The organism is Parabacteroides sp. AM58-2XD (assembly GCF_003463685.1).
Classification (GTDB): Bacteria; Bacteroidota; Bacteroidia; order Bacteroidales; family Tannerellaceae; genus Parabacteroides; species Parabacteroides segnis.
In genome coordinates, this window is record NZ_QSDP01000015.1 from 41,365 (window position 1) to 54,178 (window position 12,814).

Consider the following 12,814-nt stretch of genomic DNA (forward strand, 5'->3'; position numbering starts at 1 on the left):
GATACGAGTTTTTGGATGATATCCACTGATGTACTTTCGCTTGTTTCAGTCGCTTATCAAACGGATAAAATGGGGAATATAGACAAAGTGGACTTAAAAGTAGAAATGGAGTTTACAGGATTGGCCGGGAACAATACAAACTATATGGCCATGTGCCAATCCCCTGACGGAATTATTTATATTGCGACCGATTGGGGAAATATAGTCACTTTCGATCCCCAAAAACATCAAATGACAAGCCGGGGTGATTTACCGAGAGTCAATAAAATTCATGTTCACCGCCTTCTCTATTCCGACGGTTCTGTCTGGATTGGAACCTGGGCCAACGGAGCGATTTGTTACAATCCGAAGACAGGTGTCTATACTCAATATACCTATAAACCGGAGGATACGGAAAAAACTCTTTCCCACGGAGATATTTATCAGATGGTTTCTTTGGGAGACGGACGGTATTTAGCTGCTACATGGAATGGTTACACAGTTTTTATTCCTGATAAAGAAGACCCTACCCGTTATACAACAGAGGTCTATAACAACACTGCGTCTCAACTTCATCGTAACCTGGAGACCCGGATGATCTCCGCTTATTACGATACGGAAGGTATCATCTGGATCGGAACACAAGGCGGAGGAGTGTATGCCTCCGATTTAAGGAAACAATTTTATCAGCGCTTTCATCAGGAAACGCATAATGAAATATGTGAAATGGCGATGGATAAGAATGAATATATCTGGCTTGCCACTTTCCATAAGGGAATTTTGAGAAGTACGGAACCTTTTAATCCTCAAAGCCGTTTGGAGTTTGAATCGGTCCCTGCCGGCTCGAGCAATACTGTTTTATGTGTGCTCAACGATAAAAAAGGAAACTTATGGTTCGGAAACGGCCAGTCCGAACTAATTCAGTATGATTCTGAAAATAAAACCTTTACCGTTTATCCTGTCCGCATTAAAAACAAACCTGAATGGTCCGGTTCCATCTGGTCTTTATTGATTGATAATCAAAATCGTTTATGGGTGGGAACCACTAACGGGTTATTGTTGTTTGATCGCCAAACAAAAGATTTTACCTATTACCCTGTCGGTTCCGGAACCATACGGGCAATGGTAGAAGTACCCGGTAAATACCTCTTGTTAGGATTGTCATACGGCTTAGTAAAGTGTTCTTTGGATGGTCAACCTATTCGATCGGACTATGAAAAAACAGCCAATGTTCCAGTCAGGGATATACGTTCCCTTTATGCCGCTTCAGACGGAAAGCTATATATCGGTTATTCCGACGGTTTTGGAGTAATGGATATTCAGTCTGATTCAATCGAGAATTTTTACACAACTCATAATGGGTTAAGCAGTAATTACATAGGTTGTATTTGCGAAGACGAGGAAGGCCGTATTTGGCTGGGTTCCGCTTCCAGTGTTTGTAACTACAGCAGACATCAGAAATTGTTCTATAATTACTATATATCCGGAAACAACCGCTCAGTCATGTTTTATAAGGATTTTCTGTTTTGGGGGAATAATAAAAACATAACCTATTTCCTCCCGAATGAAGCAATGAACAACCACTTTATTCCCGGCAAAGTAGTCATAACTCAATTGGAAGTAGATAATAAACCAGTTGAAATCGGGCAAAAGATAAATAATCAAGTCATTTTGAAACAAGGTATTCCCTATACACACGGATTAACATTAAAGGCTGCTAATAATAGCTTTTCATTGATGTTCAGTAATCTGACCTACTCGGACGACCTGCAAAAATATAATTACCGGTTAAGTCCGGCTCAATCGAACTGGTTGACAATCAATGAAGGTGAAAAGGTCTCGTATGCAAACTTACCTCAAGGAAAATATGTTTTTGAGGTACAAAGTATTATGGCAGACGGTTCTAGCGGTTACCTGACATCCATGGATGTCAACATCCTGCCTCATTGGTATGAGGCAATTTGGTTCCGTCTTCTAATTATTATCACAATCGGTTTTATTATATATTATCTGATGCGTCGTGTAAAAAAGGAGCAGGCACGTCTAAGGCATGAGGAACGGTTAAAACATGAATTGTTTGTTGCCAATTTGGAACGTGAGAAAGAGAAGCAAATCAACCGGGAACGCAGTAATTTCTTTACGAACGTCTCTCACGAACTTCGTACGCCTCTGACACTGATCCTTTCTCCTTTACAGGAGTTATTGCAGACGGAACGCTTTTCACAAATTCTATATGATAAGTTGTCATTGGTTTACAATAATGCGACCTCATTATCTACCCTGGTAAATCAATTACTCTATGTACAAAAAATAGAAGCCGGAATGGTGCAATTAAAACTGTCAGAAGTTGATATATCAGTGCTGGTTAAGAATGTTATCACGTCTTTTAAGCATATTGCCGAGATAAAACAGACAGAGTTCATCTTGGACTCCGGTAAATTTCCCGTTTTCATTAATAGAAACAAAATGCTCCATACGGCGATCGAAACAGAAGAGTTGCCCGCTCACATTCAACCAAAGCAGATTATTTCCGGTCTCATGGATACTTGAAACTTTCATATAAAGCCCATCCGAACCGAAATTCTTTATATTTTTTCCATCATAACGGCTCAAACCATTATCTGTGCCAAACCACATAAAACCATCCATATCTTTATGAATACACAAGACCGTATTATCGGCCAGTCCGTTTTGCATGGTAAGCACCCTGATATCCTTTTCAAAAAAGGCATAACCGGAAAAACTATAAAAAATAGAGAATAGTATAGCTGCAATAAATTTCCTCATCATCTAATTAACAAAGCTCCTCATTTAGATATTTCAAACATATACAAAGAAACAAAAAAAGGAGGATATTACCTCTAAACAAGACAAAGAAAAACAACATAAATATAATGCATGAACAATCTGCCGACTATTCATGAATAAAACACCCAGTATCCTGTTTTTCAACAAGAAAAATAAAGAAAACACCCATCGTTAATGAATAAAACACGCGTTATCCCTTCCAGGCAGACCAGATACTTTTGCTTACAAAGATTAATAAAATTAGTATTAACAACCTTAAAACTAAAAAGGATGAAGAAAAGAGTCACTTTTTTAATTGTGCTGCTAATGGTTAGTATATTTCATATATACGCGCAACAGCAAAACATTAGCGGTACTGTCATTGACAAGAACCTGAATGAACCCGTTATCGGAGCTTCCATTCAAATAAAGGGTACAACAAACGGGACCATTACCGACCTGGACGGAAAATTCGCTATCAACGCTTCGAAAGATGATATCCTGGTGATCTCCTACATAGGATACACTACACAGGAGATCAAACTTACCGGACAATCCAGTCTAAAAATAGAATTGAGTGAAGATACTCAGGCACTGGACGAAGTAGTAGTAGTTGGGTTCGGTACCCAAAAGAAAGTTAATCTGACCGGAGCTGTAGCGACTGTCGATAAGAAGGTGTTGGCATCCAGGCCGGTAACTTCCGTTTCACAGTCTTTACAAGGGGCAGTTCCCGGATTAAACTTATCCACCGCCGACCTGGGAGGACAATTGGGTCAGAACATGAATGTTAATATTCGTGGTACGGGAACGATCGGTAAAGGTTCCAAAGGCGAGCCACTTATCCTGATCGACGGCATGGAAGGAAACATGAACAACCTGAATCCGGAAGATGTTGAAAACATTTCTGTATTGAAAGATGCCTCCTCTTCCTCTATCTATGGTTCGCGGGCAGCGTTCGGCGTAATCATGATAACAACAAAAAAAGGTAAAGCCGGGAAAATGCAAATAAACTACAACAATAACGTCCGTTATTCCGGTCCGACCAACCTCCCCAATCAACTCGATTCATACCGTTTTGCCAATTTCTTCAATGAAGCATCTATCAATCAGGGAGGTAGTGTCATTTTTGACGAAGAGACCATCGGTCGCATACAAAAATACATGGCCGGAGAATTAGCGGCAACGACTATTGCCAACGGTAACAACTGGCATTTTCATGAAAAAGCCAATGATAATGTAAACTGGTGGAAAAAGCACTTCCAGTGGGCATGGTCGAACGAACATAATATCAGTCTGAGCGGCGGTACGGAAAAAATACAATATTATGCATCCGGTAGTTATCTGAACCAAAATGGTAACCTGCGTTACGGGGAAGATAATTATAAACGTTACAATGCAACTGCTAAGGTTAATACACAGATAAACAAATATGTAGATTTCAATATCAACACAAAGTTTGTGCGTTTTGACCTCGATAACCCCGTTTATCTGGAAGAAGGCGGACTGCTTTACCACGACATCGCCCGTATGTGGCCTATGATGCCTTTTAAAGACCCGAACGGTTATTATATGAGAAACGGAAAACTCAACCAATTGGCAGACGGCGGACGCTCCAAGACCCATAACGATAATATTTATATGCAGGGACAACTCGTTGTCCACCCGCTTAAAGGATGGAATATTTACGCAGAAGCCGGCATGAGAATTATCAATCAGAACAAACAAACGAACTTGAATCCGATCTATGAACACGATGTAAACGGGAACCCGCTGGCATTGGCTTTCAGCGGAAGTTATTCTCCGGGAGCTTCGTTCGCACGCTCTGCTTACCTGAACAGTAATTTCTATACGACAAGCGTTTATACCGACTATACTTTACAGCTGAAAGATCATTACTTTAAGGCATTGATTGGTATGAATACCGAAGAATATGTCTATCGCGAATTAAGCGCCCAACGTCCCGATGTGATCAGTAGCCTTGTTCCGGAAATCAGTGCGTCTACCGGGGAGGACAAAATCAACAGTTCCAAATATAATGACTGGTCGACTGCCGGATTCTTCGGACGTATCAACTATTCATATAAGGACCGGTATATGGTGGAAATGAACGTTCGTTACGATGGTTCTTCCCGTTTCCTCAGAGACCAGCGCTGGAACGTGTTCCCTTCTTTCTCTTTAGGCTGGAATGTGGCACGCGAATCGTTCTTCGAACCGATAAGTAACATCATCAACACGTTGAAACCGCGTGTTTCATGGGGTATGTTAGGAAACCAGAATACTGACTCATACTATCCGTTCTATCTGACACAAAGCGTAACGGCTAATGGCGGCAACTGGTTAATGAATGGCGGCAAACCGACAACGGCAGGAGTTCCGGGAATGGTCAGCAGCACACTTACCTGGGAGAAAATTTACAATACTAATATAGGTATCGACCTCGGTATGCTGGACAACCGCCTGAATGCAACTGCCGAGTATTTTATCCGCAGAACCAAAGACATGGTCGGACCGGCAGCCGAAGTGGGTGCCATATTGGGAACCTCTCTTCCGAACACAAACAATGCCGAACTGAAAAATAAAGGATGGGAAATACAACTGAACTGGAGAGACCAGATAGGAAAAGTGAATTACAATGCCGGATTCAATCTTTCAGACTATCGCGCTAAAGTTATTTCATACCCCAATGCTTCTAAAGCTCTCTGGGATGCAGACGGAAATACGCTTTATTACGACGGAATGACGATCGGAGAAATCTGGGGATACGAAACGGAAGGTATCGCTAAATCCGACGAACAAATGACCGAATGGCTGGCCAACAATGACCAGAGTAAAATCGGTTCAGCCTGGGGAGCCGGCGACATTATGTATCGCGACCTGAACGGTGACAAAATAGTCGACAGTGGGAACAGTACAGCTATAGATCATGGCGACTTAAAAGTAATCGGTAACAATACGCCTCGCTTCCGCTTCGGCCTGAGCCTGGGAGCAGACTGGAAAGGTTTCGACGTACAAATGTTTTTCCAGGGAGTCATGAAACGTGACATTTGGTTAGGCGGTCCTATGTTTTGGGGGGCTGATGGCGGAGAGTGGCAATCGGTTGGTTTTAGTGAACATCTTGACTATTTCCGTCCGGAGAACACAGCTTCCGTATTCGGAGCAAATCTCGATTCCTACTACCCCAAAGCATATCTGGGTGATAAAGGAAACAAAAAAACTCAGACACGCTATTTACAAAACGGAGCTTATATGCGTATGAAGAACCTGCAAATAGGATATACATTCCCCCGAGCCTGGATGAATAAAGCGAATATCCAAAAGCTCCGTATTTATGTTAGTGCAGAAAATCTTTTCACTATCAGTGGCATAGCCGATATGTTCGATCCCGAAGCAACTGCTGCCAACGGATTCAGCAATGGTAAGACATACCCGCTATCTAAAACTATTTCATTCGGTTTAAATATCACTCTTTAAAATGTAAGAACAATGAAAAAAAATCTATTATACATCATAACATTGGTTGGTGCTTTATGCTCCTGTAACGATTTTCTTGACAAAGAACCGTTGGACGCTGTACCCACCGACAAATATTTATTGACAGAAAGTGATTTGGCCGCTTATTCGGCTAATCTCTACGATCAGCTTCCCTCCCATACACCCGGACAATATAATATGGGGGTATTTGTCACCGACAACAATAGTGACAATCAGGCCGCAAGCAATCCCAACAGTTCATTTGTGAAGGGAGAAACCCGCGTAGCGCAAAGCGGAGGAGCCTGGGATTTCGGAAAAATCCGTAATGTCAACTATTTCATCGACAAAGTACGTCCCCGCCTGGAGAATGGGGAATTAAACGGAACAGAAGCCAACAATAAACATTATTTGGGAGAAATGTATTTCTTCCGTGCATATATCTACTATACCAAACTAGTTGCACTTGGCGACTTTCCTATATTGAAAAACTGGATTACAGAAGATTATGAGACCGTCAGGGAAGCAAGCAAAAGACGTCCGCGCAATGAAGTGGCACGTTTCATCCTGCAAGACTTGGACTCGGCCTATTATTACATGAAAGAAACTCCGCCCATGACCAACCGGCTGACTAAAGATTGTGCCGCCCTTTTGAAAAGCCGTGTAGCCTTATTTGAAGGTACATGGGAAAAATACCACAAAGGGACAGCACGCGTGCCGGGTGGTCCGGGATGGCCGGGAGCGAACAAAGATTATCTGAAAGATTTTCAATCGATATCGATTCTGAAATAAGATTCTCCTGACGGAAGCCAAAGAAGCTGCTCAAATAGTTGCCGATAAATATTCGTTATCCAGCGATTATCCGTCCCTATTCAACAGCCAATCGTTAAGTAGCACTTCTGAGGTATTATTATGGAGAGCCTATGATGCAAGTCTTACTCCTGCTGTCAACCATTTTGTAGTTGGCTATATACAACGTAACGGAGGTGGAAATACCGGATGGACACGCAGTATGATGCAGTCTTACCTGATGGAAAACGGATTACCGATCTATGCGAACAACTCCGGTTATCAAGGTGATAAGACCTATGAAGACGTAGCAGCCGATCGTGACCCACGTTTAGGATACAATACCATCTTACCAGGTGAATTATTATCAGAGGGAGGAAGCAATATTGAATATCTTGTGAACGGATATGGTTATTATTATCGTGCTCCTATCGTGCTGGGCCAGAATGAGAACAAATGCCCTACCGGTTATTCGGTAAAAAAGGGTCTGACAACAGATGCTGCACAAGGTCCGACGTTGCCTTCTACCACAGCTTGTGTCGTATTCCGGGCTGCTGAAGCATATCTGAATTATATGGAAGCTGATTACGAATTAAACAGTTCGCTGGATGCCAACAGTGGAAAGTATTGGAGAGCTCTTCGTGCACGTGCCAATATGGATACTGACTATCAGAAAACAATAAATGCAACGGATTTAAGTAAAGAATTGGATTTTGCCCGTTATTCCGGCTCTGAATTAGTATCAACGACTCTCTATAACATTCGTCGCGAACGCCGCATCGAGTTTGCTGCTGAAGGACTTCGTCTGAATGACCTGAAACGTTGGCGTGCATTGGATATGATGCAAGGATATCACGTAGAAGGTTTCGATTTATGGAGTGAAAATTATGCACGTTATACAACACCAACTCCCACTCCGGCAGCAGATGTCACTCTTTCGGTCGTTAATCTGATAGAATCCGGAAATACAAATGCGAACGTATCTGCAAAATCAGAAAGCCAGTATCTTCGTCCTTTCCGTATCAATACGAATAATATTGCTTACAACGGTTACAATTGGAACCAGAATAAATATCTGAATCCGATTGCTTTCGACCATTTCCGACTGACAACAGAGACAGAGGGTTCCACTGATTATGCTTCCTCTACAATTTATCAGAATCCGGGATGGAAGATAGAAACCAGCAGTCTTCCTGAAGGCGATTAATGATCTATTCATGATAAAACAAGACCTCCTTATTTTCTTTGGGAGGTCTTGTTCTTTCAAAAAAGATATTGTATTCCACTATAATTATGTAACTTTACTGCACCATGAAAAAAACTATCACTCACACATTATTGCTATTTCCTATATTAGCAATGGGAATACAAGCACAAGAGAAACAGTCTTCTCCAAACCTGATCTTTATTATGGCTGATCAATGGCGCGGAGATGCTTTAGGATGCCTGGGTAAAGAGGCCGTAAAAACACCTCATCTGGATCAATTGGCATCAGAAGGGGTTAACTTCACCAATGCAGTCAGCAGCTATCCGGTATCTTCTCCGGCACGTGGTATGCTGATGACAGGAATGTATCCTGTGCATAGTAAAGTTACCGGAAATTGTAATTCGGCAACAGCTCCTTACGGGGTTGAACTTCCCGAATCGGCCCGTTGCTGGTCGGATGTCCTCAAAGACCAGGGATATGAACTGGGATACATTGGTAAATGGCATCTCGACTCCCCCTACCAGCCTTACATTGAAACCAGTAACAACAAAGGAAAAATAGCCTGGAACGAATGGTGTCCCAAAGAACGCCGCCACGGCTTCAGTCACTGGATCGCCTATGGCACATACGATTATCATCTGAAACCCATGTACTGGGATACGGAGCTTCGCGCGACGAATTTTATTTCGTCGACCAATGGGGACCGGAATATGAAACCGACCGGGCCATCGACTACATCGCCAATCAAGATAATAAGTTTCGCGACACAGGCAAACCTTTTGCTTTGGTCGTATCCATGAACCCGCCTCATACCGGATATGAGCTGGTTCCTGATAAATACAAAGAGATCTACCGCGACGTAGATGTCGAAACAGTATGTAACTCTCCTATCATTGCCCCAAAAGGGACAAAAATGGGAGATTTCTACCGCAAGAGTGTGTTGGATTATTATGCCTGTATGACAGGTGTCGACGAACAGGTCGGCCGTATCATCCGCCAGTTGAAAGAACAGGGATTGTTCGAGAATACGATTGTGGTGTTTACTTCCGACCATGGAGACAGCATGGGGATGCACGAGCATATCGGTAAGAATATTTATTACGAGGAAGCCATGCGCATTCCGATGATGATAAGCTGGCCGGAAAAGATCGCGCCGCGCCGGGATTCGACCCTGATGATCGCTTTCGCCGATCTGTATCCTTCCCTCTTGTCATTAATGGGATTCAAAGAACAGATACCAGCAGAGGTACAGACCTTCGATCTGTCTGCTTCCATCCTCTCACAGGAAAAGGCGCAGGAGGTCGTACAGCCTTATTATTATCTTCTCCCTGAAAATTTAATGACCGGATACAGAGGGTTACGGACGAAAAAATATACATTCGTGGTACACGCCACAAATGGCCGGACTGACGAATGGATATTATTCGACCGCGAGCAGGACCCCTTCCAGCGAAACAACATCGCCCCCGATCAGCCGGCACTGATAAAACAATTTACAAGCCAGCTGAAAGACTGGCTGAAGAAGACTAACGATCCATTTATGAACTGTCTGTAAATTATATACACATGAAAACACATCTTTATCTGGCAATCTTACTGATAGCAAGTATTTTCCCGGCAACGGGACAAGAGGCGGATATCCCCCGTCCAGCCCCCCACCAGTTGAAATGGCACGAATCGGAAATGGGCGTTGTCTTCCACTATGACCTCCATGTCTTTGACGGCATCAAATATGGCCAGGGCAACAACCGCGTCCAACCGATAGAAGATTACAATATCTTCAACCCTACCCAACTAAATACGGACCAGTGGGTACAGGCGGCAAAAGCAGCCGGGGCCAAGTTTGCCGTCCTGACGGCCACCCATGAGACGGGCTTTGCCATTTACCAGAGCGATATCAATCCCTATTGCCTGAAAGCCGTGAAATGGCGCGACGGGAAAGGGGACATCATCCGCGACTTTGTCAATTCATGTAGAAAATACGATATAATGCCGGGGATCTATGTCGGTATCCGGTGGAACTCACTTTTTGGCGTTCATAATTTCAAGGTACAGGGAGAAGGAGAGTTTGCCGCTAACCGTCAACAATGGTATAAGCATTTCTGCGAACGCATGGTTGAAGAACTTTGCAGCCGCTACGGTGATTTGTTTATGATCTGGTTTGACGGTGGCGCAGACGATCCGAAAGGCGACGGGCCAGACGTATTACCCATCGTCAGCAAGTATCAGCCGGAATGCCTTTTCTATCATAACGTAGACCGGGCGGATTTCCGCTGGGGCGGTTCCGAGACAGGTACGGTCGGTTATCCCTGCTGGTCTTCTTTCCCCTACCCTTACTCACACAGCAATAATACGGAAGGGAGCCGAAACCATAACGACCTGTTGAAACAGGGCGACAAGGATGGAAAATACTGGGTTCCGGCTATGGCAGATACTCCCTTGCGGGGTATGAACGGACGGCATGAATGGTTCTGGGAGCCGGATGACGAAAATACGGTTTACCCGGTTGAATCTTTAATGAATATGTATTATAAATCGGTCGGCAGGAATGCAACACTGATTGTCGGTCTGACACCCGATACAACAGGCCTGATTCCATCCGGCGACGTACAACGACTGAAAGAATGGGGCGACGAGATAAACCGCCGCTTCTCTTCCCCGCTTGCCTCTACCTCCGGACAAAAGAAAAGCCTGATACTAAAACTGGATAAGGCGCAACCGGTCAATCATTGCATTATCCAGGAGAACATCCGGAACGGTGAGCGTATCCGTCAATATAAAATAGAAGCCAAAGTAAACGGCAAATGGCAAACCGTTTGCGAAGGCGAATCAGTAGGGCACAAGCGTATCGAGCAATTCCCGACGGTAGAGGCTTCGGCTTTGCGCCTGACAATCTCTCAATCGGTAGCACAACCGGATATACGTAACTTCAGTGTTTTCAACGTCCAATAAATAAACAAATGAACTAAAATGATACGAGTATGAACAAGAGACTATTTCTATCACTGGCAACACTTCCGTTATTGGGAACAGCCGGGCAAGCTGAAGCGGCCAAACCGCAAGACCGGCCGAATATTATTCTCTTCTTGGTAGATGATATGGCTGGCAAGATACTTCCCTCCCTTTCTGGAAGGAAAAGACACATTATAATGAAGTATACGAAACGCCTAACATGGAACGCCTCGCCCGCCAGGGTATGATGTTTACCCAGGCTTATGCTTCAGTATCAGCTCGCCGAGTCGTTGCAGCCTCTATACCGGCATGAATGCAGGCCGTCACCGGGTAACGAACTGGACATACCCCAAAAACAAATCGACAGACCGGCAAAGCGATGTGCTGGAATTGCCGGACTGGAATGTAAACGGTATCTGTGAGGTCGCAGGCATCGAACATACTTACCAGGTTACCTCTATGGCTCAAATACTGAAAGATAACGGTTATCATACCATCCATTGCGGAAAAGCCCATTGGGGAGCGGTAGATACACCGGGAGAGAACCCGTATCATTTCGGATTCGAAGTAAACATTGCCGGACATGCCGGCGGTGGCCTTGCCAGTTATTTAGGAGAAGCCAATTTCGGTAACCGGACAGACGGTAAGCCGAATCCCTGGTTCGCCGTTCCGGGCCTGGATAAATACTGGGGAAAGGATATCTTTATCTCGGAAGCTCTGACACGGGAAGCGACCAAAGCACTGGATAAGGCGCAACAATACGACCAGCCGTTCTTCCTTTACATGTCGCATTATGCCATTCATGTCCCGATAGACAAGGATATGCGTTTCTATCAGAAATATATCGACAAAGGGCTGGGAGAGAAAGAAGCCGCTTATGCCGCTTTGATAGAGGGAATGGACAAAAGTCTGGGCGATATCATGGATTATCTGGAGAAGAACAAGCTGGCGGATAACACGATCATCATCTTCATGTCCGACAACGGCGGTCTGGCTGCCGAACCGGAATGGCGCGACGGCAAACCTCATACCCAGAACTCCCCGCTAAACAGCGGTAAAGGCTCCGCTTACGAAGGCGGCGTTCGTGAACCGATGATCGTCAGTTGGCCGGGCAAGGTACAACCACAGACTAAATGCGACAAATACCTGATCATCGAAGACTTCTTCCCGACCATCCTTGAAATGGCCGAAATAAAGAAATACGAGACTATCCAGCCGATAGACGGCGTCAGCTTCATGCCGCTGCTAACCAATACCGGCGATCCCTCCAAAGGACGCAGCCTATACTGGAACTTCCCGAACCTTTGGGGCAACACAGGGCCGGGTATCGGAGCCACCTGCACAATCCGCCAGGGTGACTGGAAACTAATCTATTATTATGAGACAGGAAAGAAAGAGTTATTCAATATACCCGACGATATAGGCGAAAAGAATGACTTGTCCGCTTCCCGTCCCGACTTAATAAAAAAACTATCCAAAGACCTGGGCAAACAGTTACGAAAGATGGAGGCACAGCGCCCATCGTTTAAGGCAACCGGCAAACCTTGCCCCTGGCCGGATGAGATATAATTTTTAGCAGTTATTCCTGCACTCTTTCAATATTATATCCTATCTTTGCCTGTAACAAAATTA

General features: G+C 44.2%; 3 protein-coding genes and 4 pseudogenes. 6 read left to right on the plus strand and 1 reads right to left on the minus strand.

The window, feature by feature from the left end; all coding sequences use genetic code 11:
• The first annotated feature begins 15 nt into the window (after positions 1 to 15).
• The gene (locus DXA15_RS05550; protein WP_233566901.1) at positions 16 to 2,529 is read left to right on the plus strand and encodes a two-component regulator propeller domain-containing protein; all 2,514 of its coding nucleotides are present in this window, start codon (positions 16 to 18) and stop codon (positions 2,527 to 2,529) included.
• Positions 2,530 to 2,604: 75 nt separating this feature from the next.
• Here the strand turns inward: DXA15_RS05550 and DXA15_RS27890 are convergent.
• A pseudogene (locus DXA15_RS27890) lies at positions 2,605 to 2,769 on the minus strand (two-component regulator propeller domain-containing protein); the annotation flags it as partial.
• A gap of 288 nt (positions 2,770 to 3,057) precedes the next feature.
• Here DXA15_RS27890 and DXA15_RS05560 point away from each other — a divergent pair.
• From DXA15_RS05560 to DXA15_RS05580, 5 genes and pseudogenes are all read left to right on the plus strand, one after another.
• Positions 3,058 to 6,237 carry a TonB-dependent receptor gene (locus DXA15_RS05560; RefSeq protein ID WP_128133379.1) on the plus strand — a complete coding sequence of 1,060 codons (3,180 nt, stop codon included), beginning with the start codon at positions 3,058 to 3,060 and terminating at the stop codon, positions 6,235 to 6,237.
• Between the two features lie 12 nt (positions 6,238 to 6,249).
• Positions 6,250 to 8,230: pseudogene (locus DXA15_RS05565) on the plus strand (RagB/SusD family nutrient uptake outer membrane protein).
• Between the two features lie 104 nt (positions 8,231 to 8,334).
• Positions 8,335 to 9,785 (plus strand): annotated as a pseudogene (locus DXA15_RS05570) (sulfatase).
• Positions 9,786 to 9,796: 11 nt separating this feature from the next.
• Positions 9,797 to 11,182 (plus strand): alpha-L-fucosidase, encoded by a 1,386-nt coding sequence (locus DXA15_RS05575; RefSeq protein WP_128133380.1) that lies wholly within the window; start codon positions 9,797 to 9,799, stop codon positions 11,180 to 11,182.
• Between the two features lie 29 nt (positions 11,183 to 11,211).
• Positions 11,212 to 12,751, plus strand: a pseudogene (locus DXA15_RS05580) (sulfatase).
• The last annotated feature ends 63 nt before the right edge of the window (positions 12,752 to 12,814 follow it).

Excerpts from the sequence above, each read along its gene's own strand:
- DXA15_RS05560 (WP_128133379.1), top strand. The coding sequence starts at position 3,058 with ATGAAGAAAAGAGTCACTTTTTTAATTGTGCTGCTAATGGTTAGTATA.
- DXA15_RS05550 (WP_233566901.1), top strand. The coding sequence starts at position 16 with ATGATATCCACTGATGTACTTTCGCTTGTTTCAGTCGCTTATCAAACG.
- DXA15_RS05575 (WP_128133380.1), top strand. The coding sequence starts at position 9,797 with ATGAAAACACATCTTTATCTGGCAATCTTACTGATAGCAAGTATTTTC.